Below are 26878 nucleotides of genomic sequence, written 5' to 3' on the forward strand. Positions count from 1 at the left end.
AGAGCACCATAATAGCCACTTCTCCGCATATTCACCCAATAGAGTGAATGATCATGCAGTGCGCGGCGGGCGGTCTCAGGCGGCCGCCGGGGACGCCATCGTCGCGACCAGGACGGCCTTGATGGTGTGCATCCGGTTCTCCGCCTCGTCGAAGACGAGGGAGTGGGCGGACTCGAAGACCTCGTCGGTGACCTCCAGCTCCGCCATCCCGTACTCGGCCTCGATGGAGCGCCCGACGGCGGTCCCGAGGTCGTGGAAGGCCGGGAGGCAGTGCAGGAACTTGACGTCGGCGTTGCCGGTGGCGCGGAGCACGTCCATGGTCACGGCGTACGGCGCCAGCGCCGCGATGCGCTCCGCCCAGACCTCCTTGGGCTCGCCCATGGAGACCCAGACGTCGGTGGCGACGAAGTCGGCGCCCTTGACGCCCTCGGTGACGTCCTCGGTGAGGGTGACGGTCGCGCCGCTGGCGTCGGCGAGCCGGTGGGCCTCGGCGACGACGTGGTCGGCCGGCCAGTACGCCTTCGGCGCGACGATCCGTACGTCCATGCCGAGCAGGGCGCCGGTGACCAGGTAGGAGTTGCCCATGTTGAAGCGGGCGTCGCCGAGGTAGGCGAAGGAGATCCCCTCCAGGGGCTTGTCGCTGTGCTCGGTGATGGTGAGGAGGTCGGCGAGCATCTGGGTCGGGTGCCAGTCGTCGGTGAGCCCGTTGAAGACCGGCACGCCGCCGTGGGCGGCCAGCTCCTCGACGGCCGCCTGGCTGTCGCCCCGGTACTCGATGCCGTCGAACATCCGGCCGAGCACGCGCGCGGTGTCCTTCACCGACTCCTTGTGCCCCATCTGCGAGCCGGAGGGGTCCAGATAGGTCGTGGCGGCTCCCTGGTCGGCGGCGGCCACCTCGAAGGCGCAGCGGGTGCGGGTGGAGGTCTTCTCGAAGATCAGCGCGATGTTCTTGCCGCGCAGCCGCTGGGTCTCGGTCCCCGACTTCTTGGCCGCCTTGAGCTCGGCCGCCAGCTCGATCAGGCCGCGGAACTCCTCGGCCGTGAAGTCCAGCTCCTTGAGGAAGTGGCGGCCTGCAAGGTCTATGGCCATGATTCGGCTCCTGGGTCGGGCGAGGGTCGCGCGTACGGTATCCCTGGAAGTGTATACGACCCTATGCATCGCTATACGGAATGGTCCCGCCGCCCGCGCGCCCGCCCGGGTCCTCCGTACGCTCCGCTCTCCTCCACGGCCCGTGCCGCGGCCCCGTCACACCGCGTCGCGCACCACCGGGCAGCTCATGCAGCGGGGGCCGCCCCGGCCCCGGCCCAGTTCGCTGCCGGGGATCTCGATGACCTCGATGCCCTCCTTGCGCAGGAAGGTGTTGGTGGTGGCGTTGCGCTCGTACGCGACGACGACGCCCGGCTCGACGGCCAGCACGTTGCAGCCGTCGTCCCACTGCTCGCGTTCGGCGGCGTGCACGTCCTGGGTGGCGGTGAGCACCCGGATCGCGTCCAGCCCCAGGGCGCGCGCGATCGCCCGGTGCATCTGCTCGGGGGGATGGTCGGTGACCTTCAGGTCCCTGGGGCCGTCACCGGGCTCGATGGTGTACGAGCGGAGCATGCCCAGCCCGGCGTACTGGGTGAAGGTGTCGCCGTCGATCATCGTCATCACCGTGTCGAGGTGCATGAACGCCCGTCGCTTGGGCATGTCGAGCGCCACGATCGTGTGGGCCGAACCGGCGTCGAAGAGGCGCCGGGCCAGCATCTCCACCGCCTGGGGTGCGGTGCGTTCGCTCATCCCGATGAGGACCGCGCCGTGCCCGATGACCAGGACGTCCCCGCCCTCGATGGTGGACGGGTAGTCGTCCAGCCCCTCCGACCAGTGGTGGAAGGGGCCCGCCTCGGGGCCGGTGAAGAGCGGATGGTGGCGGTAGATCGCCTCGAAGTGGACGGTCTCGCGCTGCCGGGCCGGCCACCGCATCGCGTTGATGGAGACCCCGTCGTATATCCAGGCCGAGGTGTCCCGGGTGAAGAGGTGGTTCGGCAGCGGGTGCAGCAGGAAGTCGTCCAGGTCCATCACATGGAAGCGGACGGAGGTCGGCTCGCGGTGCCCGGCCAGGAACTCCCGTTTGGTCATGCCGCCGACCAGCGCGTCGGCCAGCTCCGCGCCGGGCAGCTCCTCGAAGGCGGCCCGCAGGTGCTCGGTGGCGAGCGGGCCGTACTCCTTCTCCTCGAAGACCCGGTCCAGGACGAGCCGTCTGGCCACCGGGATCTCCAGCGACTCGCGGAGCAGGTCCCCGAAGAGGTGCACCTCCACGCCCCGGTCGCGCAGCACGTCCGCGAAGCCGTCGTGCTCCTGGCGGGCGCGGCGCACCCAGAGCACGTCGTCGAAGAGGAGCGCGTCCTTGTTGCTGGGGGTGAGCCGCTTCAGTTCCAGATCGGGGCGGTGCAGGATGACGCGGCGCAGCCGCCCGGCCTCGGAGTCGACGTGGAATCCCATGTCTCCATCCTCACCGGGGACGGCCCCGTTCACTCCCGCGAATCACCGGCGGCCCGTCCCCGACAGCGCCCCGGTACCGGTCGCGGCGGCCCGTGGACCGCCGCGACCGGTGCCGGACCGGCTCACCGGCCGGGGTCAGAGCCTCGGGTCGACCGGCTCCGACTCCAGGGCCAGCACCGCGAACACCGCCTCGTGGACCCGCCACAGCGGCTCCCCCTCGGCCAGCCGGTCCAGCGCTTCGAGCCCCAGCGCGTACTCCCGCAGCGCCAGCGACCGCTTGTGGCCGAGGAACCGGTCGCGCAGCCGCTCCAGGTTCTCCGGGCGGGTGTACTCGGGGCCGTAGATGATCCGGAGGTACTCCCGGCCGCGCACCTTGACACCCGGCTGGACGAGCCGGTCCTTCCCGTCCCGGACCAGCGCGCCGAGCGGTTTTACGACCATGCCCTCGCCGCCGTCGCCGGTCATCTCCAGCCACCAGTCGATACCGGCGCGCACCGACGCTTCGTCCCCGGTGTCGACGACCAGCCGGCCGGTGGTCCGCAGCAGCCCGGTCGGGTCGTGCGCGACCAGGCGGTCGAGCCAGGCCAGCTGCTCGTCGTGGGCCACCGAGGCCAGCGAACGGCCCCGCACCGCGAGGACCTGGAAGGGCGCGAACCGCACCCCGTCCAGCCCCTGGGTGCTCCAGCAGTACCGGCGGTACGCCTCGGTGAACGCGGCGGCGTCCTCGGTCCGGCCCCGCTGGCGTGCGGCCAGCGCACCGACGTCCACGCCCCGGGCCGCCGCCGCGGCCAGTGCCGCGTTGGCCTCCGGGAGGACCGCGCCGGACGCGGCACCGACCGCGGCGTACTGCGAGCGCAGCAGCCCGGCCGCCTTCAGGGACCAGGGCAGCAGCTCGGCGTCGAGCAGCACCCAGTCGGTGTCCCACTCCTCCCAGAGCCCGGCCGCGGTGACGGCGGCGCGCAGCCGGCCGAGGATCTCCTCGGTCAGCGCCGCGTCGTCGAGGAACGGCCGTCCGGTACGGGTGTACAGCGCCCCGGTCGGCCCGCCGGCGGTCCCGGACGCGTCCGGGTCGCCGCCCACGCCGAACCGCTCCCGGGCGGCCGCGGCGTCCCGGCAGACCAGGGCCACCGCGCGCGAGCCCATGTGCTTCTCCTCGCACACCACCCGGGCGACCCCGTCCGCCCGGTACTGCGCGAAGGCCTCGGCCGGGTGCTCCAGATAGCCGTCCTCGCGCGAGGTGGCGGTGGGCGCCATGGTCGGGGGCAGGTACCCGAGCAGCCGCGGGTCGACGGCGAACCGGCTCATCACTTCGAGCGCGGCGGCGGCGTTCTCCTCGCGGACCGCGATCCGGCCCATGTGCCGGGTCTCCACGATCCGGCGGCCCCGGACGTCGTCGAGGTCGAGCGGCCGGCCCTCCCGGCCGCCGGGCGCCCCGGTGGTCAGCGGCCGGACCGGCTCGTACCAGACCTTCTCGGCCGGTACGTCGACCAGTTCCCGCTCCGGCCAGCGCAGCGCGGTCATCTTCCCGCCGAAGACGACCCCGGTGTCCAGGCAGATGGTGTTGTTGACCCAGGAGGCGTTGGGGACCGGGGTGTGCCCGTAGACCACGGCGGCCCGGCCCCGGTAGTCCTCCGCCCACGGGTAGCGCACGGGCAGGCCGAACTCGTCGGTCTCGCCGGTGGTGTCCCCGTACAGCGCGTGCGAGCGGACCCGGCCGGAGGTGCGTCCGTGGTACTTCTCGGGCAGCCCGGCGTGGCAGACGACGAGCCCGCCGCCGTCGAGGACGTAGTGGCTGACGAGCCCCTCGATGAACTCCCGCACCCGCTCCCGGAATGCCGGGTCCCTCTCGTCCTCCCGGTCCAGCTGCTCGATGGTCTCGGCGAGACCGTGCGTGTGCTGGACCGCGCGGCCCTTCAGGTACCGGCCGAGCTTGTTCTCGTGGTTGCCCGGTACGCACAGGGCGTCGCCCGAGGCGACCATGGACATGACCCGGCGCAGGACGCCCGGGCTGTCGGGGCCCCGGTCGACCAGGTCTCCGACGAAGACCGCGGTGCGCCCCTCGGGGTGCGTGCCGTCGACGTAGCCGAGCCTGCCGAGCAGGGTCTCCAGCTCGGAGCTGCACCCGTGGATGTCACCGATGATGTCGAAGGGGCCGGTGAGGTGGCGCAGGTCGTTGTAGCGGCGCTCCAGCACCACTTCGGCGTGGGCGGCCTCCTCCTCGGTGCGCAGGATGTGCACCTTGCGGAAGCCCTCGCGCTCCAGGCCGCGCAGCGAGCGGCGCAGTTCGCGGCGGTGGCGCTGGATGACGTGGCGGGGCAGGGTGGCGCGGTCGGGACGGGTCGCGTTCCGTGCGGCGCAGACCTCCTCGGGCAGGTCGAGGACGATCGCGATGGGCAGCACGTCGTGGCTCCGGGCCAGCCGGACCAGCTGTTTGCGGCTCTCGGACTGCACGTTGGTCGCGTCCACGACGGTCAGCCGGCCGGCCGCCAGCCGCTTGCCGACGATGTAGTGGAGCACGTCGAAGGCGTCCGAGCTGGCGCTCTGGTCGTTCTCGTCGTCGGCGACCAGGCCCCGGCAGAAGTCCGAGGAGACGATCTCCGTGGGCTTGAAGTGGTCGCGGGCGAAGGTGGACTTGCCGGAGCCGGTGGCCCCGACGAGGACCACCAGGGAGAGGTCGGTCACCGGGAGGGTGCGCGGGGTACTGGTCATGCGGCGTTCGCCTCCTTCTCGGCGGTGGTCGCGGTTGCTCCGGCGGCGGTGGTTCCGGTCGCTCCGGCGGCGGTGGTTCCGGTCGCTCCGGCGGTTCCTTCGGTCGTGGCCGTGGTCTCGTCCGTCGTGCCCCGGGTGAAGACGGCCATCTGGGTGGGCGGTCCCACCTCCGGGTCGTCGGTCCCCACGGGCACGAAGGCGACCCGGTACCCGTGACGCCGCGCCACTTCGGCGGCCCAGGACCGGAATTCGGCCCTGGTCCACTCGAAGCGGTGGTCGCCGTGGCGCACATGCCCGGCGGGGAGGCTCTCCCAGCGGACGTTGTACTCGACGTTCGGTGTGGTCACGAGGACGGTCCGGGGGCGGGCCGCGCCGAAGACGGCGTACTCCAGCGCGGGCAGCCTCGGCAGGTCGAGGTGTTCGATCACCTCGCTGAGCACGGCCGCGTCATAGCCCTTGAGCCGCTTGTCGGTGTACGTGAGCGAGCCCTGCCGGAGCTCCACCCGGGCGGCCTGCCGCTCCCCCATCCGCTCCAGCTTCAGCCGCCGGGCCGCGATGGTGAGGGCGCGCACGGACACGTCGACGCCGACGATCTCCTTGAACGACGGGTCCTTGAGCAGGGCCTGCACCAACTGGCCCTGGCCGCAGCCCAGGTCGAGGACGCGGCCCGCACCGGCCGCGCGCAGCGCGCCGAGGATCGCGGCGCGCCGCTGCTCGGCGAGCGGGACCGGCTTCTCCTCCGTGTCGGCCGTCTCGTCCACGGCGTTGTCGAGGGCGTCCACATCGAGGTCGTCCGACTCGGCGAGCCGCACCAGTTCGAGCTGCTGCATCGCCTGCCGGGTCAGCCCCCAGCGGCGGGAGAGGTAGCGGCTGGTGATCAGCTTCTGCTCGGGGTGGGCGGCGAGCCAGCCCTCTCCCGCCCGCAGCAGCTTGTCCACCTCGTCGGGGGCGACCCAGTAGTGCTTGGCGTCGTCCAGCACCGGCAGCAGCACGTACAGCTGCCGCAGCGCGTCGGCCAGCCGCAGCTCCCCTTCGAGCACCACCCGTACGTACCGCGAGTCGCCCCACTCGGGGAACTTCTCGTCCAACGGCACGGCCACGGCGTCCACGCTCGTCCAGCCCAGCGGGGCGAAGAGCTTGCGCACCAGCTCCGCGCCGCCCCGGGCGGGCAGCGCGGGCACCTCGATCCGCAGCGGCATCGGTGTCCGCGCCCGCTCGGGCAGCACCCGGCACACCCCCTTGAGCGCGGACTTGAAGACCGTGCTCATGGCGACGGACAGCAGCGAGGAGGCCGCGTACGGACGGTCGTTGACGTACTGCGCGAGCGCCGCGTCGGGAGCGCCGCCCCGGCCCTTGCCCCGGCCCCGGCGCACCAGGGCGACGGGATCGACCTCCAGCAGGAGCGCCGCTGTGCAGCGCTCGTCGGACGCCTCGGGGTAGAAGACATGGGCGATGCCATGCGAGGTGGAGAACGCCTGCGCCTTCTCGGGGTGCTTGTGCAGCAGAAAGCCGAGATCGGTCGCCGGGCGCTCCGGATTGCCGGTGGTACTGATCGTCAGGAACACGCATCCGAGTATGGGTCGCCCGTTCCACCCCCACCAGGCATTTTCCCCTGCCCGGAAGCCCGGCCCGCCCCCGGCCCAGGCCCTTCCTCACACCCACGCCCCCGTCCCGCCCGCTGGTCATGTCCCGGCCCCGAGCACACCGGCCAGTTCCGCGACGGTCCCCGGGCCGACCCGGCAGCAGCCGCCGATCAGCCGGGCCCCGGCCGCCGCCCAGCGGCTCGCCGCCGCCGCGGTGAACGTGGGGGCGCCGGCCCAGCCCCGGCCGCCCGGCTCCCACCGCTCGCCGCTGTTCGGATAGACGACGACCGGCTTTCCGCTCACCTCGGCGGCCACCTCCACCGCCCGGCCCGCCTCCGCCGGATCGCAGCAGTTCACCCCCACGGCCAGCACGTCGCCGCGCCCCCGGACCAGGCCGAACGCCGTCTCCAGCGACTGCCCCGCCCTGGTCCGGCCGCCCGCCACGCTGTACGACAGCCAGACGGGCAGCCCGCACCCCTCGACCGCCCGCAGCAATGCCTCGGCCTCCTCGGTGTCCGGCACCGTCTCCAGCGCCAGCACATCGGGCCCGGCCGCGGCCAGCGCCTCGATCCGGGGCCGGTGGAAGCGCTCCAGCTCGCCGACGGAGAGCCCGTACCGGCCCCGGTACTCGCTGCCGTCCGCCAGCATCGCCCCGTACGGGCCGACCGAACCGGCCACCCAGACGTCCCGCGCCACCGCCCCGGCCGCCCGGCGCGCCAGCCGGACGCTGCGGGCGAACAGCTCCGCCGCCTCCGCCCGGCCGATCCCACGTCGGGCGAACCCCTCGAACGTGGCCTGGTACCCGGCCGTGGTGAGCACCTGCGCACCGGCCCGCGCGTAGGCGGTGTGCGCCGCCTCGATCAGCTCCGGCCCGTCGATCAGCAGCCGGGCCGACCACAGGGCGTCGGACAGATCGCAGCCCTCCGCCTCCAACTGGTTGGAGAGCCCGCCGTCGAGGAGCACCGGCCCCGCCGCCAGGGCCCGGCCGAGCCGACGGACCGGTGCGGCGCCGGGCGGTCGGGGCTCCCCTCCGGAGCCCGACGGACCGGCGGAAACCGAGAGACCGGTGGGGCCCGTCGCGCCGGTGGGACCGGTAGGGGCGGGGGACATGGGGCGGCCTCCTCGGGACTCAGCCCAGCTGGGACATGACCTGAGAGGAGATCAGCTCAAGGTGGTCCAGATCGTCCAGGTCCAGGACCTGGAGGTAGATCCGGGACGAGCCGATCGCACCGTACTGGCCGATCTTGTCGACCACCTCGGCGGGCGAGCCCGCGAGCCCGTTCGCCTTCAGCTCCTCGACCTCGCGCCCGATGACGGCGGCGCGCCGCGCGACCTCCGCGTCGTTCTTGCCGACGCAGACCACCAGGGCGTTGGAGTACACCAGGTCGTCCGGCGCGCGGCCGGCCGCCTTCGCCGCGTCCCGGACCCGGCCGAACTGCTTCTCGCTGTCCTCCAGCGAGGCGAACGGGATGTTGAACTCGTCGGCGTAGCGGGCGGCCAGCCTCGGCGTCCGGGTGGCTCCGTGGCCACCGATCAGCACCGGCACCTTGGCCTGGGCAGGCTTGGGCAGCGCGGGCGAGTCGGTGAGCTGGTAGTAGGTGCCGTCGAAGCTGTACGTCTGGCCGACCTCGGTCGCCCAGAGCCCGGTGACGATCTCCAGCTGCTCCTCCAGCCTGCCGAACTTCTCCTTCGGGAACGGAATCCCGTACGCCTTGTGCTCCTCCTCGAACCAGCCCGCACCGAGGCCGAGTTCGACCCGGCCGCCGGACATCTGGTCGACCTGCGCGACCTGGATGGCAAGCACGCCGGGGAGCCGGAAGGTCCCCGCCGTCATCAGCGTGCCGAGCCTGATCCGGCTGGTCTCGCGGGCCAGCCCGGCCAGGGTGATCCAGGCGTCGGTCGGGCCGGGCAGCCCGTCCCCCGGTCCCATGCGCAGGTAGTGGTCGGAGCGGTAGAAGGCGTCGAAGCCGAGGTCCTCGGTCGCCTTGGCGACGGTGAGCAGGGTGTCGTAGCTCGCCCCTTGCTGGGGCTCGGTGAAGATGCGGAGATCCATGCCTCCATCCTGCACCTCCGGCCACCCTCCGCCGCGCTCCGGCCTCCCCCGGGCGATGTCACCACCGGAATCCCGGGCCGCACCGGCCCCGGGACCGGACGGCCGCGGCTGCCGGCCCCGGAGCGGCCGCTCCCTGAACCGGTCACCGCCGGGCCGGTCACTCCCGGAGCCGGGCGCGGCCCCGCCCGGCGGTGGTCGCACCCGCGGGACGGGCGACCGCCTCGTACACCCCGTACGGGCCGTCGCGCTCCCGGCCGCGCTCCAGATCCTGCTGCCGCTCCCGGTCCCGCTCGTCGAGACGGCGGAGCATCCCGTGGACCCGGTCCATCGACTCGTCGGCCGCGTCGATCGCCTCCATGCACTGCCAGTAGAGCCCCTGGTCGTCGGTCTCGCAGGCCACCCCGACCAGGGCCATCCCGACCTCCCCGAGCAGCGTGCACAGCTCCGTCAGCACCGACCGGGGATCGGAGAGCGCGGAGAGCTGCGCCGCCCGCGCCACCCCGGCCCGCGCCGCGGGATGCTCCAGCGTCCCGCCGCTGCGGCCGCCGATCTCGCTCAGACCGAGCGCCTCACCCCGTAAATCCTTGGGCCCGTCGGCCGCCAGGCGGCTGCCGATCGCCTGGGCCAGCGCCTGCGCCTGCCAGGCCTCGGCGATGATGTCCGGCGTCCCCCTGCTCTGCGCCAGGGCACGCCGGCTGACCGCCACCAACCTTTCCGCTTCCATGCGTTCCCCCGTCCGTGCGAAAAGCCGCTCACCTCATCCATTACCCACAGTGAGGTCAGCAGCACCGAAAAGCCAGAGGAATTCGGAAATCTATGGACACTAAATCGATTGTGGAGAAGTCGATCACTCCGAAGAGTGACGATCGCCGGATTCGGGTGGGTTCCGGCGCCCCGGCGCGGGGAACCGGGACTCGTTCCGGTCGATCTTCTCCGACAGCGCCACGAGGGCGTCGATCCCCAGCACCTCGCAGAACTGGAGGAGGTACGCGAGCACGTCCGCGACCTCGTCCGCGACCCGGTGCGCCGTCTCCGGCCGCTCCATCACCCGGGCCGACTGCTCCGGTGTCAGCCACTGGAAGATCTCCAGCAGTTCGGCGGCCTCGACGCTGAGCGCCGCCGCCAGGTTCTTCGGTGTGTGGTAGGGCTCCCAGTCCCGTGCGGCCGCGAAGGCGGCGAGCCGTCGTTGCAGTGTCTGTACATCGAGTTCGGTCACGGACCCAGGTCTACCACCGTCACTCCGGGCACCTCCCGGGCCCGTGACGCCCCCGGTTCACCGACCGTGCCGACCAGCCGGAGATGTCCGGCGGCACCGATCGACGCGGCCAGGGCGAGCAGTTCGCGCAGCTGCCGCCCGTCCAGGTCCCGGTCCAGCCCGTCGGCCAGCACCGTGAGGGTCTGCATCGCCGGCGGCACCTCCCGTACCGCGTCCACCGCCAGCGCCCCGGGGTCGGTCAGCAGCACCAGGGCGAGGGCCAGGTACCGCAGCTCGCCGTCCCCGAGGCGGCCGACCGGGGTGACCGCTCCCCCGTCCCGGCCCAGGGTCGCCCGCAGCGACCCGTTCGCGAGCCGCTCCACGCCCAGGGCCGTCACCGGACCGGCGCACCCGGCGCGGGCCGCCGCGACCAGCCGGGCGTGCCGGCGCCCGCACCGGGTGTGGCGGTCCAGCGCCGCCGCGAGGTTGTCGCAGCCGCGCCGCAGCCTGCCGTCACCGGCCGGTACGGGGGCCCGCATCCCCTGCGGCTGCGGTTCGCACGCGAAGACCGAGCGGAGCGCCACCACCGTCTGTTCGGCGGCGGCCAGGACCCGTAACTGCCCCTCGGTCCGGCCCGCGACGCGCAGCGGCAGCAGGGCCGTGCCGAGCCGGTCGTCGGGGAGCGGCGCCCTGGTCACCGGTACCGTGCCCGCGGTGTGCCAGGCCGCCTGGACCATGGAGCGGCCCGGGTCGCGCAGCGCGGTGCTGAGCAGCGTCTCGCCGCCGCCGGTGAGCCGTTCGCCGACGATCCGCAGGGCCGGTTCGGCCTGTACGGCGATGTCGAGCCGCACCGGTCCCGCCGGGCCGTCCGTCGTGCACCCGATCCGGAAGCCGCGCCTCCCCTGCGCGTCGGCCGCCGCCCGCTCGGGCACGCACCCCGCCGGGTCCGGGAACACCTCCGCCAGCGGCTCCCCGCCGCCGAGTCGGGCCAGCGCCTCGTACGCCCGCAGCGCACTCGTCTTGCCGCTGCCCCCGGGCCCGCCGAAGAGGGTGACCGGGCCGATCGGGAAGACGGCGCCCCGGTGCGCGGCGAAGGCGGACAGCCGCAGTTCGGTGACGACGGGTCCGGCGGAGCGCCGCGCGGCCTCCGGGCCGGCCGGACGACGCGTGGCGGCGGGCGGGCGGCCGGGCCCGGAGGGGCAGGCGGGCGATGACGGGGTGACCCCCGGTCGGAGTGCGGTCATGGGCGGGACGGTAGGCGGACCACGGTCCGGCGAACCGTTCCTCCTGAACGACCTTCCTACGATCGGGGTACTGAGGCGTCCAGCCCCGCCGGACGGCGCCCCGGTCGGCTAAGGACCTTCCGCCCGGACCGGGACGACTGGATCAGGGCAGCCATATCAGGCCAACCGGATCACAGCCACCGGATTCGGGCCGGCCGGATCCGGGCCGGCCGGGCTCAGTGGCCGGCCAGACCCGCCGCCGTCACCCCGTCGACCTCCATGCCGACCGGGGAGAGCAGGAAGACGTTCCGGTCGACCCGGTGCATCCCGCTGCCGAGGCCGAAGACCACCCCGCTGGTGAAGTCCAGGATGCGCTTGGCCACGTCGGTCTCGGCACTGGTCAGGTCGAGCAGCACCGGGACCTGCGCGATCAGGTACTCGGCCACTTCCCGGGCGTCCGCGAAGACCTGGACGCGGAGCACGACGAGGCGCCGCTGCCCGGCGGCCGGCGTCTCCTCGGGGACCGCGCGGTGGTCCACTCTGGACGGCCACTCGTTGCGACCGCGCAAGGGCACGACCTGGGCAAGCCCCTCCCACTGCTCGTCCGTGACGTCGTACCTGTCGTACCTGCTCACCGGTCCACCCCGTCTGTGCTTCGGTTGGCGTTGCGCCGGCTGCGCTCGCTGTTCATCGGGCAATTCTCTCGCCACTCACCCGTTCGGCGTAACACCGACACGGTTCAAGGGCCGGTCGACACCGCCGGGGGCTCGTCCGCCGTGTCTCCGGCGGTTCTGAGCCGGTACGCCTCCGCGCTCATGTCGACGGGGGTGAACCGTACAGGAAGGCGGACCAGGGCGCGGTGGAACGGTCCCGGGCGCCAGGTCAGCCGGCTCACCGGAACGGCCAGTTCCGCGTCGCACAGCTGACTGGTGATCTGCTCGACGGCGGTCATCGCGATGAGGAGCGCGGGCTGTTTGGCCGGGCACCGGTGCGGCCCCGCCGACCAGGCGAGGTGGGCGCCCGCCCCGGAGCGCACCGTCCGGTCCTGGTGCTCCGGCCCCGACGCCTCCGGAACACCGGGCTCCGAGCGGCTGTTGGCGGCGGCGTACGAGACCAGGAGGAGCTGTCCCGCGCGCAGCCGCACACCGTGGAACTCCGTGTCGTGCCGCGGGTAGTGGGCGGCGAGGTTGGCCAGGGGCGGGTCCTGCCAGAGGACTTCGTCGATCGCCTCGTGGGCCGTCATCGCGCCGCCGTGCAGCGAACCGGCATAGCGGGGGTCGGTGAGCATGTGGAGCAGCGCGTTGCCGATCAGATTCGTTGTCGGATCGTGTCCCGCGCTCATGATCAGGGTGATCTGACGCACGGTCTCGTCGTTGTCGAGACCGGCCGGATGGCCGAGGAGGTACGAGGTCAGGTCTCGGCGCGGACGGCGGCGGCGGGCGGCGACCAGTTCGGTGACGACCTCGACGAGATCGGCGTAGGCGCTCGCGGCGTTGGCGCCCGAGCCGAACATTCCGGCGACGCCCTCGACGATCCGGTCGGCTTCGCCGGGCGGTACGCCGAAGGAGGTGACGAGTACGTGGAGCGGGAGGAGGCGGGCGTACTGGGAGATGAGGTCGCCGCTGCCGGTGGCGGAGAAGGTGCCGATGAGCCGCTGGGCGACCCGGGCGACCTCGGCCCGCAGGGCGTGCGGTTCGATCAGGGCGAGGCTGTCGTTGATGGCGGCGCGGTAGCGGGCGTGCACCTCGCCGTCGCTGAAGAGCGCGGTGGGCCGGTAGCCGAGCATCGGCAGGACCGGCGAGTCCTCGGGGACGGTGGCCTGCCAGGCGCGCGGGTCCTTGGTGAAGGTGTGGGTGTCGCGCAGCAGGTCGACGGCGGCCTGGTAGTCGATGACCAGCAGGGCGTCGATGCCGGGGGCGAGCCGGACGGGTGCGAGCGGTCCGTGCTCGCGCAGCCGCCGGTAGTGGCCGCGCGGATCGGCCGCGAACTCCGGTCCGTACAGGGCGAGGGGCTCCGGGGGCGGTGCGTACGGCGTCATGACGGGTCCTCGGGGCGGGGCATCCCGGCGAGTACGTGCTCGGCCAGGGCGATCAGGGCGTCGATGCTGCCCCGGCGCTCGCGGGCGTCGCACTGGACCAGCGGGGTGTCGGGCGCGAGGTCGAGGTGCCGGCGCAGGACCTCGTCGGTGTGGACGGGGGCGTCGGTGAAGCGGTTGACGGCGACCGCGTACGGCAGCCCCTGCTCCTCGACCATGTCCATGACGGCGAAGGAGTCGCCGAGCCTGCGGGTGTCGACGAGGACGAGCGCCCCGAGCGCGCCGCGCGCGATGTCCTCCCAGAGCGGCAGGAAGCGCTGCTGGCCGGGGGTGCCGAACAGGTACAGCACCAGGTCGTCCAGGACGGTGAGCCGGCCGAAGTCGACGGCGACCGTGGTGGTGGTCTTGTCCGGCAGTCCCGCGGTGTCGTCGAAGCGGATGCTGGACCGGGTCATCGCCTCCTCGGTGTGGAGCGTGGCGATCTCCGACAGCGTGCGGATCAGGGTGGTCTTGCCGACACCGAACGGGCCCGTGACGACGATCTTCATCAGGGTCCGCGCGGCCGTCGGCAGATAGCCGACACCGGTGCGGTCAGTGGAGGGAACGGAGTCCAACGAGCAGCCTCTCGACGATCGACCGGTCGATCTCCCCGGCGCTGGGGACGGGCGGTCGGGTGTGCAGATGTCCGGCGGCCGCGAGGTCCGTGGCCAGGAAGACGGTGGCGCTGACCGGCAGCTCCAGGTGGGCCGCGCACTCGACGACGGTGAGCGCCCCCGGTTCCAGCAGCTCGCACAGCCTGCGCTGTTCCGAGCCGGTGCCCGGGGGCAGTTCGGTGTCCGTGCGCACGAGTACGTCGAGCCGGTCGAGCGCGGGACCGGCGGGCCGGGTCCGGCCGCCGGTGACCAGATAGGCGGGTATCAGGCGGCGCCCCGGGCCGGCGGTCATGGCCGGTCGTCGGTGTCCGGGCGGCGGGCGGGCGCGTTCATCGCCCGGTTCAGGGCGCTGACCTGCACCTGCATCTGGTACGCGATGTCGCCGAGCTTGGCGCCGGGTTCCGCGAACAGGGCGAGGGTGGTGTTGTTCCCGGCCGGTACGACGATGGCGAAGCCCTGGTCGGACTCGACGACCGTCTGGGCCAGCAGCGGCGCCTCGACGTCGGTGAAGGCGGTGGTGAACGCGCGGGCCGCGGCGTGCAGGGTGGCGGTCATGGCGGCGACCCGTTCGCCGGAGGCACGGTCGAGGCCGGGCGAGGCGCCCTCGACGAGGCCGTCGCCGGTGGCGACCACGGCGTGCTGGACGCCGGGCAGTTCCAGCAGCGGGGTCAGCACCCATGCGAGGTCGCCGTTGGTGGAAGTGGGGGCGCTCACGTCTGGTCGTCTCCTTGCTCGTCCCGGTCGTCCGGGTGGTCGTGGTCCTCCGGTGCCGGTGCGGCCGGCCGCCCGGCGACGCTCCGGCCGTTGAGGGTGCCCTGCTGGAGCGCCGCCCAGGAGGCCCCGGCCTGCTCGGGCGTACGGGACGGCCGGGCGAGGTCGGCGGCTTCGGCGGCGGACGGGGTGCGGGCGGGGGCCGGACGCGGGGTGCGGCGGCGCCGGCTGGGCAGGGCGGCCGGCTGCTGCCCGCCGACGGGATGCGGCACGGGGGCGGTCTCCTGCTCGGTCGGGGCGGGAGAGGTGGCCGCCGCGGGCTTGGCCACCGGCTTCGGGGCGAGCGCGGAGAGGGTGTGCTCCTCGTCCAGCACGGTCAGCAGATGGGCGGGGACGCGCAGGATGGTGCGCATGCCGCCGAAGGGCGACGCCTCGATGTGGCAGTCGAAGCCGTACTGCGCGATCAGCCGGCCCACCACGGCGAATCCGGTGCGCGGCGGGTCGCCCAGCTCGGTCAGCAGGACCTCCGGTGGGCCCGCCAGCAGCGTCCGTGCCCGGTCGAGGGCGTCGTCGTCCATGCCGATGCCCGCGTCGTCGACGGCCAGGAACGCGCCCCGGCCGCCGCTCTGCTGGAGGGTGATCTGGACGTCGGTGTCGGGGTGCGAGTACGCGGTGGCGTTGGCCAGCAGTTCGGCCAGGGCGATGGCGAGGGGTTCGGCGGCCCGGGCGACCACCGCCAGCCGTTCCTGGCGCAGGTGGTTTGAGACCTTGACGCGTTCGTACCCGGCGACCCGGGACTGGGCGCCGAGCACGATCTCGACGAGCGGCGAGTTCTGGCGGGCCAGCCCCGGCCAGGCGTCGCAGAGCACGGCGGTGGCCTGGGTGCGCCGCAGCGCGAGCTCGTTGCGGAAGTCCAGTTGCAGGATGCGCGGGTCGTCGTACTCGTGCTGGAGCTCGTGCAGCAGCTGCTGGGACTGGTTGAGCAGGGACTGGATCTTGGCGGAGGTGCCGCGCATCGCCGCGCGGGCCGCCGCGTCGACCCGGCCGCGCTCCTCCAGGACGGCGTCGCGGGCCGCCTGCACCGCCTCGGTGAGCAGCCGGGCCGCGTCGCCGTCGACCTCGGACGCCTCCCGCAGCCCGGGGACCCGGGCGGTGGGGTGGGTGAGGGCGATCGCGGTGGCGGGGATGCGGTTGCGGGCCAGCTGGCGGATCTCGTCGGTGAGCGCCGCGGTACGGGCGTTGGCGGCCTTCGCCTGGCGTTCGGCCAGCTCGGCGCGGGCCAGCGCGAGGTGCTCGGCGCGCGCCGCGTTCTGCGCGCGGACCGCCGCCACCACGGCCGCGGCGACGGCGATCACCGCCACTATCCAACCCATGCCGTCACCGTGCCTCTGTGGCTTCTGTCGTCGGGATTCCCCTGCGGCCGGGGGCGGCGGCGCACGTTACCGCTCCGCCGGTCCGGCCGGTCCGCCCGGCCGCTCCAGTTCCTGGGCGACGGTGGCGACCTCGGTCATCACCTTGAGCACGCCGGGCAGTTCGGAGCCGTCGAGGTCGCGGTACTCGCTGCCGATCGTGACCACCAGCCGCTCGGGCAGGCCCAGCTCCGGGTAGCGCCGCTCGGCGATCACCCGGCGGGCGGCCTCGACGGCGGGGATCCCGGCGGTGTGGAAGGCGTGGGCGCGCTCGCGCACGTACTCCAGGTAGACGATGTGGTCGCGCACCCCGGCCCGGTCGAGGATCGGGCCGTGGCCCGGGACGACGGTGGTGGCGCCGGTCTCCAGTACGCGCTCGCAGGCCGCGATCAGGTTGCTCAGCGGTCCGGCCCAGTGCACCGGGTGGTCGCCGGGCCGCTCCGGGGTGCTGGAGAAGATGATGTCGCCGGTGAACACCGCTTCCTGGGCGGGCAGATGGACCATCAGGTCACCGGTGGTGTGGGCGGGCGGCAGCGAGGAGATCCGGACCGGGTGGTCGCCCAGGGTCAGTTCGAGTTCGCCGGTGAAGTAGGTGGTCGGCACGGGCGGCTCGGTCCGCGACCAGTCGAAGGGGCCGAAGTGGCGGGCCAGGTAGGCGCCGAGCGGGGTGGCCGGGTCGGCGGAGGTGACCAGGGCGTGCTGCTGCTGCGGCGTGGGGTCGTAGTGGATGTGCTCGCGGGCCTCGCGGGTGGCGATGATCTCCGCGTCCGGCAGCACCCCCGCGCCCCAGTAGTGGTCGCCGTTGGCGTGGGTGACGACGATCCGGTCGACGTGGACGCCGTCGGGCAGCCGCTTGGTCGTCTCGGCCAGGAACTGACCGGCCAGGACGGTGTCGTACGGGGTGTCGATCCAGAGCGCGCCGCGGGGCGAGACGAGCAGTCCGCAGTTGGCCAGCCCCCAGCCCCGTTTCGGCGGGAGCCATACGTGAAGGCCCCGTCCCAGGTCTACGACATCTCCACCCGTGATCGACATGGACGCGATTATGCCGACCGGATTCCGGCCACGCGTTCGAACTCGTTCACCCATCAACCTCGCTGGCTCAAAAGCATCGCTCACACGGCTCGACCGCAAGACATCGGTGACCCTGCGAGACCGGCGCATCCCACCCTCGTCCACCATCTTCCCGACATACCGCACCCATTCGACCCGGGACATCCCGCCCCACGACGGACCGGAGCCGAACGGCAGCCAAACGGGATCAGGCCGATTACCCACCGAGCATGGCCGAAAATAGTTGCCGGGAACAGAGTGTGTGGCCGACTTCGCTCACACCGCGACGACGGTGACCCCGGCCTCCGTGAAGCGGGCGGCCGCCTCCGGGGTGACGCCCTTGTCCGTGACCAGGAAGTCGACCTGCGCCAGGTCGCAGACCCGGGCGAAGGCCCGCATGCCGATCTTCGAGGAGTCGGCGGCCACCACCACCCGCTGCGCCCGCTCGGCGAGCAGCCGGTTGATGCTGGCCTCGCCCTCGTGGTGGACGTACGCGCCCCGCTCCGTGTCGATCGCGTTGACCCCCAGCACCGCGACGTCCAGCGTGATCTCGCCCAGCACCCCGCTGGCCAGCGGGCCGGTGAGCTCGTACGACTGGGGGCGGGCCACCCCGCCGGTCACCACGATCTTGATCTGCGGCCGGATCACCAGCTCGTTGGCGATGTTGAGGGCGTTGGTGACCACGGTCAGCCCCGGCTGGCCGCCCGCCGCGGCCGCGTTCTCGCCGACGATGTCGGGGCGCACCGCGAGTGAGCGGGCCACCTCGGTCACGGTCGTGCCGCCGGTCAGCCCCACCACCTCGCCCACCGCGACCAGTTCGGAGACCGCGCGGCCGATGGCCTGCTTCTCCGGGGCGTGCCGGCCGGTCTTGTAGCGCAGCGCCAGTTCGTAGGCGACACCGTGCGCCACCGCGCCGCCACGGGTGCGGGTGAGCAGCTGCTGCTCGGCGAGCTGGTCCAGGTCGCGGCGGATGGTCGCGGCCGAGACGTCCAGCACCGTCGCGGCGCCCTCGACGTCGACGCGGCCGTTCTTGCCGACCAGCTCCAGCAGCGCGTTCCACCGGGCATCCCTGGACAAGACAACTCTCCTCACCGGCCCGGCCGTCGGGCGCTCGTTCCCCGGGTACGGTCACCGGACACGCGCAAGCGTCGCACAGGGCCCCGCACAGTCGAGCCGACCGCACAGGCTCTGCTTGATAATGCTCGAAGAGCGCGTATAGCGTGCACAATCGAGCATCCATGAGCGGGCTTCGCCATGCGCCGCACGTCTCTTCACGGGCTTCTTCGCGAGCCTCACCACGAGTTCGGAGTGCACAGTGTCATTTGTCGAGATCGAGACGGCCAGTCAGCCGGAGTGCTGGCGCCGCGCCGCCGAACTGGCCGGGACGCAGTCGGCCGCCCTGCCCGCCGCCGGTGAGCGCGTCGCGGTCGTCGGCTGCGGCACCTCGTTCTACATGGCCCAGGCGTACGCCGCGCTCCGCGAGGGGTCCGGCCAGGGCGAGTCCGACGCCTTCGCCGCCTCGGAGTTCCCGTTCGGCCGGACGTACGACCGGGTCGTCGCGCTCACCCGGTCCGGGACCACGACCGAGGTGCTCGACCTGCTCGCCCGGGTGCGCGGCACCACCCGTACCGTGGCGATCACCGCCGACCCCGAGACGCCCGTGATGGCGGCGGCCGACGACGTCGTGGTGCTGGACTTCGCCGACGAGAAGTCCGTGGTGCAGACCCGGTTCGCCACCACGCTGCTGACCCTGCTCCGCGCCCACCTCGGGCTGCACACCGAGTCCGTGGTGCGCGACGCGGAGACGGCGCTGGCCGAGCCGCTGCCCGAGGGACTGGTGGACTGCGCGCAGTTCACCTTCCTGGGGCGCGGCTGGACGGTGGGGCTCGCCAACGAGGCGGCGCTCAAGATGAAGGAGGCGTCGCTCTCCTGGACCGAGTCGTACCCCGCGATGGAGTACCGTCACGGCCCGATCAGCATCGCCACCGACTCCACCGCGACCTGGATGTTCGGCACCGCCCCCGAGGGCCTCGCCGACCAGGTGCTGGCGACCGGCGCCCGCTGGGTGGAGAGCGGCCTCGACCCGCTCGCCGAGCTGGTGCGCGTACAGCGCCTGGCGATCGCCCGCGCCGCCGCCCGCGGCCTCGACCCGGACAGCCCTCGCCACCTGACCCGTTCGGTCGTCCTCACCGACGACTGACCGGAGCGGACGCGGCCGGGCCGGCGGTCGTCAGGTGCCCGCCGGCCCGGCCGCGTCCATGAGGTGCGTGTGCACGGACGGGGTCAGGACTCCTCGAAGTAGGCGTCCAGGACCGCGTCCATCTCCTCCGCCCATGCCTTGAGGCGGCTCTTGGCCGGTGCGTCGACCTCCGCGTTGAACCAGCGGCGGTTCTCCATGTGGACGACGACGGTGAACCGGCGGCCGAACCGGGGCAGTCTCACCTCGACCGCGGCGACCTCGTCCCAGCGGAACTCGGCCTCCTGGTCGTCCAGCCGGAAGCGGATGCCCTCGTGGTCGGCCGCGATCGAGCCGCGCCGGTCGCTCGCCTCGAACGCGGGCCCGTCCTTCGCCTCCTTCCGGGCCGCCGGGGGTTCGGGCGCCTCGTCGCCGGTGGCGTCGGAGGCCTCGGGGGCGTCGGGGACGGGCTCCGCCGCCGGTTCCGGCTCCGGTTCCGGTTCCGGGACGGCCCGTTGCGGGCTCGTCGCCGGTCCCGCGGCCGGTGCGGGGACCGTGAGACCGGGGACGTACGCCGGATCTGTCCCCGCGGCGTATCCGGGCTGAGTGTTCGGATCTATGCGCTGCTCCACGGCGGGCAGTATGGCCGACGAAGCTGTGCCGGGCCAACGACCCCCGCCCCCGTCGGCCTCGCCGGGGCCGGTTTCGCCCCGCTCGTCCGGCAGGTCGGGTCAGCGCAGGGCCCGGGTCAGCCCCAGCGCCGCGGTGCGCACCGCGGTGCCGAGCTGGGCCGGGAACCAGCGCGCCACCGGAACGGCCACCGAGACGGCGGCGACCACCGTCCCGTCGGCGGCGAAGACCGGGGACGCCACGCAGTTCACCCCGGCCACGGCCTCCTGCTCCTCGTAGGCGAGACCGGCCAGCCGGGCCTGGTCCAGCATCACGCGCAGCCGGGCCGGGTCGGTCACCGAGTGCGGGGTGAGCCGGGGCAGCGGCCCGGCCAGCAGCTCCTCGGCCGCCTCGCGCGGCGAGAAGGCGAGCAGCGCCTTGCCGACCCCGGTGCAGCTCAGCGGCAGGGCGCCGCCCACCCGGGAGGGCAGGGGCAGCTTCTCGTGGCCGTGGATGCGTTCGAGGTAGACCACGGACCCGTTCTCCCGGACGCCCAGGTGGACCGTCTCGCGGGTCGCCTCGTAGAGGTCCTGGAGGAACGGCAGTGCCACCTCGCGCAGGTCCTGGCGGCGCGGCACCAGGGAGCCCAGGTCGAAGAGGAGGCCGCCCAGCTGGTACTCCTGGCCGACCCGTTCGAGCAGCCCGAGGCGGACCAGGTCGGCGGCGAGCCGGTGCGCCGTGCTCCTGGGCAGGCCGGTGCCGGCCGCCAGCTCGGAGAGGCGGCGCCTGCCCCCGTCGGGGCGGAAGCAGTCCAGCAGCCCCACGGCCCGTTCCAGCATGCTGCCGTCCCGTACCGGCTCCTCGTTCCTCGTCACGGCTCCAGACTGCCACGGAAGGGCTGGTCCGGGCCTCTGTGTTCCATGTGGCGGAACGTTCCTTGGATCCGGCCGGAGCGGCGTCTATACCTGCCTCATCGCACCATCCGCCCTCCCTCCCCACCCCCGTTCCGGAGGTTGTCCGCCATGAACTCCCCCGCGGTCCGTGAGGCCGCCGACCTGCTGGCCGAGGCCGCACGGACCGGCCGCCCGGTCCCCCCGGTACGCGGTCTGATCCCCGCCGACGACGCCGGCGCCGCCTACGCGGTGCAGCGGATCAACGTGGAGCGGAGGCTGGCCGCCGGACGCCGGATCGTCGGCCGCAAGATCGGTCTGACCTCCCCCGCCGTCCAGGCCCAGCTGGGTGTGGACCGGCCGGACTTCGGCGCCCTGCTCTCCGACATGGCCGTACCGGACGGCGGTACCGTCCCGGCCGGGCGGCTGCTCCAGCCGAAGGTGGAGGCGGAGGTCGCGCTGGTCCTCGGCACAGGTCTCGACCTGGCCGAGCCCACCGTCGCCGACGTCATCCGCGCCACCGACTTCGCCCTGCCCGCCCTGGAGATCGTCGACAGCCGGATCGCCGACTGGGACATCACGTTCGCCGACACCGTCGCCGACAACGCCTCCAGCGGGCTCTTCGTCCTCGGCACCGCTCCCGTACCGCTCACCGCCGTCGACCTGCGCGAGGCCGCCATGGAGCTGCTGCGCGGCGAGGATCGGGTCAGCGTCGGCACCGGTGCCGACTGCCTCGACGGCCCGCTGAACGCCGCGGTGTGGCTGGCCGGCACGCTGGCCGGGACGGGAGACCCGCTCCGGGCGGGCGACATCGTCCTCACCGGCGCCCTCGGCCCGATGGTCCCGGCCGCACCCGGGGACCGGTTCGAGGCCCGTATCTCCGGACTCGGCTCCGTCCGTGTCCGCTTCGCACCGGAAGGAGCCGCCCAGTGACCACCAAGGTCGCCGTCATCGGCTCCGGCAACATCGGCACCGATCTCATGATCAAGGTGCTGCGGCTGTCGGAGACCCTGGACATCGTCGCCATGGCCGGTATCGACCCCGCCTCGGACGGGCTCGCCCGCGCCCGCAGGCTCAAGGTCGCCACCACCCACGAGGGGATCGACGGACTCGTGCGGATGCCCGAGTTCGAGGAGGTCGAGATCGTCTTCGACGCGACCTCCGCCGGTGCCCACCGGCGCCACGAGGAGGTCCTGCGCCCGCTGGGCCGCACCCTGGTCGACCTCACCCCGGCGGCCGTCGGCCCCTACGTGGTGCCCACGGTCAACGGCGCCGAGCACCTCGCCGCGCCCAACGTGAACATGGTCACCTGCGGCGGCCAGGCCACCATCCCGATGATCGCCGCCGTCCGCTCGGTCACCCCGGTCCACTACGGGGAGATCGTCGCCTCGATCTCCTCGCGCTCCGCCGGGCCCGGCACCCGCGCCAACATCGACGAGTTCACCGAGACCACCTCCGCCGCCATCGAGGAGGTGGGCGGCGCGACGCGCGGCAAGGCGATCATCGTCCTCAACCCGGCCGAGCCCCCGCTCATCATGCGGGACACGGTCTACTGCCTCGTCTCCGACTGCGACACCGGCAGGGTCCGCGACGCGGTCCTCGCGATGGAGCGCGCCGTCCAGGAGTACGTGCCCGGCTACCGACTCAAGCAGGACGTCCAGTTCGACCGGGTGCCGGCCGACGACCCCCAGCGCAACCTCCTCCCCGAGGGCGAGCGCTCGGGCACCGCCTGGAAGGTCTCCGTCTTCCTGGAGGTCGAGGGCGCCGCCCACTACCTCCCCGCCTACGCGGGCAACCTCGACATCATGACCTCCGCCGCCCTGCGCACCGCCGAGCGCATCGCGGCCCACCGCCGGCAGGAGGCACCGACCGCATGACCAGCGATCTCTACATCCAGGACGTGACCCTGCGGGACGGCATGCACGCCGTCCGGCACCGCTACTCCGTCGAACAGGCCCGCACCATCGCCGCCGCGCTGGACGCGGCGGGCGTCGCCGCGATCGAGATCGCGCACGGCGACGGCCTGTCCGGCTCCTCCCTCACATACGGCGTCGGCGCGCACACCGACTGGGAATGGATCGAGGCCGTCACCGACGCGGCCCGGCAGGCGGTCCCCACCACCCTGCTCCTGCCCGGCATCGGTACCGTCCACGACCTGAAGCAGGCGCACCGGCTCGGCATCCGCTCCGTGCGGATCGCCACCCACTGCACCGAGGCCGACATCTCCGCCCAGCACATCGCGGCCGCCCGTGAACTCGGCATGGACGTCGCCGGGTTCCTGATGATGTCCCACATGGCCGAGCCCGCCGAACTGGCCCGCCAGGCCAAGCTGATGGAGTCCTACGGCGCCACGTGCGTCTACGTCACCGACTCCGGCGGCCGGCTGACCATGGACGACGTCCGCGCCCGGTTCCGCGCCTACCGCGACGTCCTCGCCCCGGAGACGGACATGGGCATCCACGCCCACCACAACCTCGCCCTCGGCGTCGCGAACAGCGTCGTCGCCGTGGAGAGCGGCGCCGTCCGGGTCGATGCCTCCCTCGCCGGCCAGGGCGCGGGCGCCGGGAACTGCCCGCTGGAGGCGTTCGTCGCCGTGGCGGACATCCAGGGCTGGAACCACGGCTGCGAGCTGTTCCCGCTGATGGACGCCGCCGACGACCTCGTACGGCCGCTCCAGGACCGCGAGGTGCGGGTCGACCGCGAGACGCTCACCCTGGGCTACGCGGGTGTCTACTCCAGCTTCCTGCGGCACGCCGAGATCGCGGCCGGGCGGTACGGGCTCGACACCCGCTCGATCCTCGTGGAGGTGGGGCGCCGCAAGATGGTCGGCGGCCAGGAGGACATGATCACGGACATCGCCCTGGACCTCGCCCGGCGGTCCGCCCCGGCCGCCTGACCGGTGCCCCCGCCGGACCGCGCCCGGCGGGGGGCGCCCGTCACGACACCGCGCCCCGCGCCGCGAGAAGTTCGCCCACCCGGTCCAGCGGGAGCGCCGGTACGTGGTGTCCGGCCCGCCCGGTCATCGGCCGGGCCCCGGTCAGCACATTGAGCACCGCCTCCTCCACCGACTCCACGACCGCCTCGTAGAACGGGTCCATCCGGCCCCAGGGCACGAAGCGCATCGACTCGTACGGGGCGCTGCCGTCGTCCTCCGGGAACGTGCTGGTCAGGGCGGACGGGTTGGCGGTGGAGAAGGCCAGGAACAGGTCGCCGGAGAAGTGGCTGCCGGTGGTGCCGGTGCGGGCGAGGCCCAGGGTCACCCGGCGGGCCAGCGCCTTGCACTGCCCCGGCAGCAGCGGGGCGTCGGTCGCCACCACCACGATCACCGATCCGGCGCCGGGCGGCACCGGCCGCTCCCCCTCGGCCGCTGCCGGGACCGGCGCCGGGTCGGGCAGTTCGCGCCCGACCGGCACCCCGGCCACCACCAGTTCGCGCCGGGCGCCGAAGTTGGCCTGGACGAAGGCGCCGACCGTGTACCGGTCCTCGCCGTACTCCACCACGCGGGAGGCGGTGCCGGAGCCGCCCTTGAAGCCGTAGCAGCGCATCCCCGTACCGCCGCCGACGCACCCCTCCTCGACCGGGCCGGACGCCGCCGCCTCGATGGCCTCGGCGGCGTGCCGCGCCTCCACGGCCCGGCCGTGGATGTCGTTGAGGTGGCCGTCCCAGGTCTCGGTGACGACCGGCAGCAGCCATTCCGGCGCCATGCCCCGGCAGTTGGCCCGCACCCACTCGACGACGCCCCGGTGCACCGGGCCGACCGCGTAGGTGTTGGTGATGACCACGGGGACGGCGAGCGAACCGGTCTCCTCGATCCAGGTGGTCCCGGTCATCTCGCCGTTGCCGTTGAAGGAGTGCCAGCCGGCCGCGCAGGGGGTGCCGACGCCGCCCCGGCCACGCGGCAGCAGCGCGGTCACCCCGGTGCGTACGTCGTCGCCCTCGACCAGGGTGACGTAGCCGACCTCCACACCGGGTACGTCCGTGATCGCGTTCCACGGCCCCGGCCGACCGGTCAGCGGGATGCCCAACTCACGTGCGCGGACGCGCTCTTCGCTCAGGTGATCGTCGCTCATGCGGTCAGAGCGTACGGGAGCCCTCCCGCGCCGGGGCCACGGCGGCCACCGTCACGGCGGTCAGCAGCAGGCCCCGTCCGCAGAGCCAGCGGCCGTGCAGACGCCGGGGGACCGCCGGGCCCGCCGTGCCGACGGCCGTCCGCAGGTCGGCGGTGAGGAGTTCGGCGGTGAATCCGCCGTCCGGGTCGAGTTCGATGTCGGCCTCCTCGAACCCCAGCCACCGGTGGGTGAGCGGGAACCACGCCTTGTAGACGGCTTCCTTCGCGCAGAACAGCAGCCGGTCCCAGTGGATCCCTGGCTGCTCCAGCTCCAGTACGCGCCCGCGCCACCGCTCCGCGGCCAGCGCGATGCTCTCGTGGACGCCCTCGGGGAGCGGCGCGTTCTCCTCGGCGTCTATGCCGACGCTCGCCAGCTCCGTCGCACGGGCCACGGCGGCGGCGCGGTATCCGTTGCAGTGGGTGAGGCTCCCGGCCACTCCCCCGGGCCAGATCGGGGCGCCCCGCTCGCCCTTGAGGATCGGCACGGGGGCGAATCCCAGCGAGCCCAGCGCCTGGCGGGCGCAGTGCCGCACGGTGGTGAACTCGTTGCGCCGCCTCGCCACGAAACCGCGGGCCAGCACGGCCTCCTCCGGCAGGAGCACGGCCTCGGGCGGATCGGAGAAGGCCTCCGCCACCGCCACCCCGGACGGCAGGATTTTCTCGATCATGGTCTCCCCCACTGGCTGGACTGCCCATCCTGCCCGGTATCCCGGACACTCCCAACCAGTGGGTGACGCGAGCGACGACTTATCGGTGTTGCGTCGGCCACAGAGCGGCGTCAGCCGACCGCCACGGCCTCCCCCTCGTCCCGGGAACCGGCCGACGGTCCGGGCCAGTCGATCCGGGTGGCGCAGAGCGACACCAGGACCGCGGAGACGGCCACCGTGCCCATCCCCCAGACCAGACCGCTGCCTTCGGCGATGAAGCCGATCACCGCCGGACCGGCCAGCAGCCCCGTCGTCCCCATGGCCGCGACCAGGGCCAGCGCGTCCGGCCCCCGGCCCGCCGCCGCCACGTAGACGCACGGGGTCACCGCCGCGACACCGAGCCCGACGCAGGCGAACCCGAGGAGCGCCGGTACGACGCCCCCGGCCAGCAGGGCGAGCGCGAGGCCCGCGCCGGCCACCACGCTGCCGGTCCGGACGACGAGCCCGTCGCCCCAGCGGCTGCGCCAGCCGTCGGCGAAGAGCCGGGCCACCACCATCATCACCGAGACCACCGCGATGCCCAGCGGGGCCACTTCGGCGCCCGCGCCGGCGACGTCCTTCATGTAGAGCGCGGACCAGTCGTTCATGGCGCCCTCGGTGACCGTGCCGAACACCATCGCCAGGCCCATCCAGATCGTCACCCGGGACGGCAGGCTGAGCCTGCGGCTCTTCCTCCCGTCCGTGGCCGGGGCCCCCGCCCCGTCCGCCGGGGCGGGGGCGGGGTCGTCCGGCAGCAGGCCCGCGCGGGTCGTCACGAGCAGCAGGAGCAGCAGGGCGGCGGCGATGCCGAAGTGGGTGGCCAGCTCCGTGGTCACCAGGTTCACCCCGGACGCGAGGAGCGCGGCGAGGAGCGATCCGGCGCTGAACGTGGCGTGCAGCCTGGCCATCGCGGTCCGCCCGTGGGCGGCTTCGAGCGCGGCCCCCTGGGCGTTCATCGCCACGTTCAGGGCGCCGACGGCGACCCCGTCGCAGGCGACGACGAGCAGCGCCACCGGGTAGTTCGGGGCGACCGGCAGGGCGAGCAGGACCAGGACCAGGCCGACCGCCGCCGCCACCGCGAGACGGCGCGAGCCCAGGCGCCGCATGGCCACCGCGACGAGCGGGAAGGAGGCGGCCGCTCCCGCCCCGCAGGCCATCAGCAGCAGCCCCAGCTCCGCCTCGGAGAGGTCGAGCCGTGTCTTCAGCGCGGGCAGCCGGGAGGCCCAGGTGGCGTACTGGAAGCCGAGGAAGCAGAAGAGCGCCGCGATCGCGAACAGCCCCCGGCGGAAGGGATCACGGACACCGGACAC

Annotated in this window: 26 protein-coding genes; 4 read left to right on the plus strand and 22 right to left on the minus strand. The window is 73.4% G+C overall.

The genetic code is table 11. The annotated features are described in order from the left end of the window. Positions 1–75 precede the first annotated feature (75 nt). The 17 genes from argF to ACIQGQ_RS24615 all read right to left on the minus strand — a co-directional run bounded on the left by argF (position 76) and on the right by ACIQGQ_RS24615 (position 18176). On the minus strand, positions 76–1089 hold the full coding sequence (argF, locus tag ACIQGQ_RS24535) for an ornithine carbamoyltransferase (protein ID WP_402398875.1): 1014 nt from the start codon (positions 1087–1089) through the stop codon (positions 76–78). Positions 1090–1245: 156 nt separating this feature from the next. Further along, the gene (locus tag ACIQGQ_RS24540) at positions 1246–2478 is read right to left on the minus strand and encodes an arginine deiminase (RefSeq protein ID WP_402398877.1); all 1233 of its coding nucleotides are present in this window, start codon (positions 2476–2478) and stop codon (positions 1246–1248) included. Between the two features lie 135 nt (positions 2479–2613). Next, positions 2614–5187: a polynucleotide kinase-phosphatase gene (locus tag ACIQGQ_RS24545; RefSeq protein ID WP_402398879.1), complete on the minus strand. Its 2574-nt coding sequence runs from the start codon at positions 5185–5187 to the stop codon at positions 2614–2616. After that, positions 5184–6752 (minus strand): 3' terminal RNA ribose 2'-O-methyltransferase Hen1, encoded by a 1569-nt coding sequence (locus ACIQGQ_RS24550; protein WP_402398881.1) that lies wholly within the window; start codon positions 6750–6752, stop codon positions 5184–5186. Before ACIQGQ_RS24550 ends, ACIQGQ_RS24545 begins: the two co-directional genes overlap by 4 nt. A 117-nt stretch (positions 6753–6869) precedes the next feature. Beyond that, positions 6870–7880: a homocysteine S-methyltransferase gene (mmuM, locus tag ACIQGQ_RS24555; protein WP_402398883.1), complete on the minus strand. Its 1011-nt coding sequence runs from the start codon at positions 7878–7880 to the stop codon at positions 6870–6872. A gap of 19 nt (positions 7881–7899) precedes the next feature. Next, complete coding sequence (locus ACIQGQ_RS24560) at positions 7900–8823, minus strand: LLM class F420-dependent oxidoreductase (RefSeq protein ID WP_352273136.1); 924 nt, start codon at positions 8821–8823, stop codon at positions 7900–7902. Positions 8824–8980: 157 nt separating this feature from the next. Continuing rightward, on the minus strand, positions 8981–9547 hold the full coding sequence (locus tag ACIQGQ_RS24565; RefSeq protein ID WP_402398885.1) for a DUF6099 family protein: 567 nt from the start codon (positions 9545–9547) through the stop codon (positions 8981–8983). 123 nt (positions 9548–9670) lie between these two features. Then, a complete protein-coding gene (locus tag ACIQGQ_RS24570; protein ID WP_352273138.1) occupies positions 9671–10039 on the minus strand; it encodes a nucleotide pyrophosphohydrolase in 369 nt (122 codons plus the stop codon). Further along, positions 10036–11262: an ATP-binding protein gene (locus ACIQGQ_RS24575; RefSeq protein ID WP_402398886.1), complete on the minus strand. Its 1227-nt coding sequence runs from the start codon at positions 11260–11262 to the stop codon at positions 10036–10038. The genes ACIQGQ_RS24570 and ACIQGQ_RS24575 overlap by 4 nt, the downstream gene beginning before the upstream one ends. Before the next feature lie 215 nt (positions 11263–11477). Then, on the minus strand, positions 11478–11876 hold the full coding sequence (locus tag ACIQGQ_RS24580) for a cell division protein SepF (RefSeq protein WP_402398887.1): 399 nt from the start codon (positions 11874–11876) through the stop codon (positions 11478–11480). Positions 11877–11980: 104 nt separating this feature from the next. Next, positions 11981–13279 (minus strand): cytochrome P450, encoded by a 1299-nt coding sequence (locus ACIQGQ_RS24585; RefSeq protein ID WP_402398889.1) that lies wholly within the window; start codon positions 13277–13279, stop codon positions 11981–11983. After that, complete coding sequence (locus ACIQGQ_RS24590; protein WP_402398891.1) at positions 13276–13890, minus strand: GTP-binding protein; 615 nt, start codon at positions 13888–13890, stop codon at positions 13276–13278. The genes ACIQGQ_RS24585 and ACIQGQ_RS24590 overlap by 4 nt, the downstream gene beginning before the upstream one ends. After that, a complete protein-coding gene (locus ACIQGQ_RS24595) occupies positions 13868–14221 on the minus strand; it encodes a DUF742 domain-containing protein (RefSeq protein ID WP_402398893.1) in 354 nt (117 codons plus the stop codon). Before ACIQGQ_RS24595 ends, ACIQGQ_RS24590 begins: the two co-directional genes overlap by 23 nt. Continuing rightward, complete coding sequence (locus tag ACIQGQ_RS24600) at positions 14218–14643, minus strand: roadblock/LC7 domain-containing protein (protein WP_352273144.1); 426 nt, start codon at positions 14641–14643, stop codon at positions 14218–14220. The genes ACIQGQ_RS24595 and ACIQGQ_RS24600 overlap by 4 nt, the downstream gene beginning before the upstream one ends. Beyond that, on the minus strand, positions 14640–16013 hold the full coding sequence (locus ACIQGQ_RS24605; protein WP_402398894.1) for an ATP-binding protein: 1374 nt from the start codon (positions 16011–16013) through the stop codon (positions 14640–14642). Before ACIQGQ_RS24605 ends, ACIQGQ_RS24600 begins: the two co-directional genes overlap by 4 nt. A gap of 66 nt (positions 16014–16079) precedes the next feature. Next, positions 16080–17081, minus strand: coding sequence for an MBL fold metallo-hydrolase (locus ACIQGQ_RS24610; protein ID WP_402398896.1), 1002 nt, complete (start codon positions 17079–17081; stop codon positions 16080–16082). Positions 17082–17375: 294 nt separating this feature from the next. Then, positions 17376–18176, minus strand: coding sequence for a DeoR/GlpR family DNA-binding transcription regulator (locus ACIQGQ_RS24615; protein WP_402398897.1), 801 nt, complete (start codon positions 18174–18176; stop codon positions 17376–17378). 238 nt (positions 18177–18414) lie between these two features. Between ACIQGQ_RS24615 and ACIQGQ_RS24620 the strand changes: the two genes are divergently transcribed. Continuing rightward, positions 18415–19299: an SIS domain-containing protein gene (locus tag ACIQGQ_RS24620; protein ID WP_402398899.1), complete on the plus strand. Its 885-nt coding sequence runs from the start codon at positions 18415–18417 to the stop codon at positions 19297–19299. Positions 19300–19382: 83 nt separating this feature from the next. Here ACIQGQ_RS24620 and ACIQGQ_RS24625 read toward each other — a convergent pair whose 3' ends face one another. After that, complete coding sequence (locus tag ACIQGQ_RS24625; RefSeq protein WP_402398901.1) at positions 19383–19907, minus strand: hypothetical protein; 525 nt, start codon at positions 19905–19907, stop codon at positions 19383–19385. 99 nt (positions 19908–20006) lie between these two features. Then, complete coding sequence (locus tag ACIQGQ_RS24630; protein ID WP_402399176.1) at positions 20007–20723, minus strand: IclR family transcriptional regulator; 717 nt, start codon at positions 20721–20723, stop codon at positions 20007–20009. Positions 20724–20906: 183 nt separating this feature from the next. On the opposite strand from ACIQGQ_RS24630, the gene ACIQGQ_RS24635 reads away from it, so the two are divergent. From ACIQGQ_RS24635 to dmpG, 3 genes are read left to right on the plus strand one after another with little or no spacing between them, the layout of a single operon-like run. Beyond that, positions 20907–21707 carry a 2-keto-4-pentenoate hydratase gene (locus ACIQGQ_RS24635; RefSeq protein WP_402398902.1) on the plus strand — a complete coding sequence of 267 codons (801 nt, stop codon included), beginning with the start codon at positions 20907–20909 and terminating at the stop codon, positions 21705–21707. Beyond that, positions 21704–22651 (plus strand): acetaldehyde dehydrogenase (acetylating), encoded by a 948-nt coding sequence (locus tag ACIQGQ_RS24640; RefSeq protein WP_402398904.1) that lies wholly within the window; start codon positions 21704–21706, stop codon positions 22649–22651. Before ACIQGQ_RS24635 ends, ACIQGQ_RS24640 begins: the two co-directional genes overlap by 4 nt. Continuing rightward, on the plus strand, positions 22648–23670 hold the full coding sequence (dmpG, locus tag ACIQGQ_RS24645) for a 4-hydroxy-2-oxovalerate aldolase (protein ID WP_402398905.1): 1023 nt from the start codon (positions 22648–22650) through the stop codon (positions 23668–23670). Before ACIQGQ_RS24640 ends, dmpG begins: the two co-directional genes overlap by 4 nt. Before the next feature lie 40 nt (positions 23671–23710). Here dmpG and ACIQGQ_RS24650 read toward each other — a convergent pair whose 3' ends face one another. From ACIQGQ_RS24650 to ACIQGQ_RS24660, 3 genes are all read right to left on the minus strand, one after another. Continuing rightward, the gene (locus ACIQGQ_RS24650; protein WP_402398906.1) at positions 23711–24844 is read right to left on the minus strand and encodes a P1 family peptidase; all 1134 of its coding nucleotides are present in this window, start codon (positions 24842–24844) and stop codon (positions 23711–23713) included. A gap of 4 nt (positions 24845–24848) precedes the next feature. Then, complete coding sequence (locus ACIQGQ_RS24655) at positions 24849–25550, minus strand: 4'-phosphopantetheinyl transferase (protein ID WP_402398908.1); 702 nt, start codon at positions 25548–25550, stop codon at positions 24849–24851. 110 nt (positions 25551–25660) lie between these two features. Then, on the minus strand, positions 25661–26878 hold the full coding sequence (locus ACIQGQ_RS24660) for an MFS transporter (RefSeq protein ID WP_402398910.1): 1218 nt from the start codon (positions 26876–26878) through the stop codon (positions 25661–25663).

The organism is Streptomyces sp. NPDC092952, from assembly GCF_044754785.1.
Taxonomy (GTDB): Bacteria; Actinomycetota; Actinomycetes; order Streptomycetales; family Streptomycetaceae; genus Streptomyces.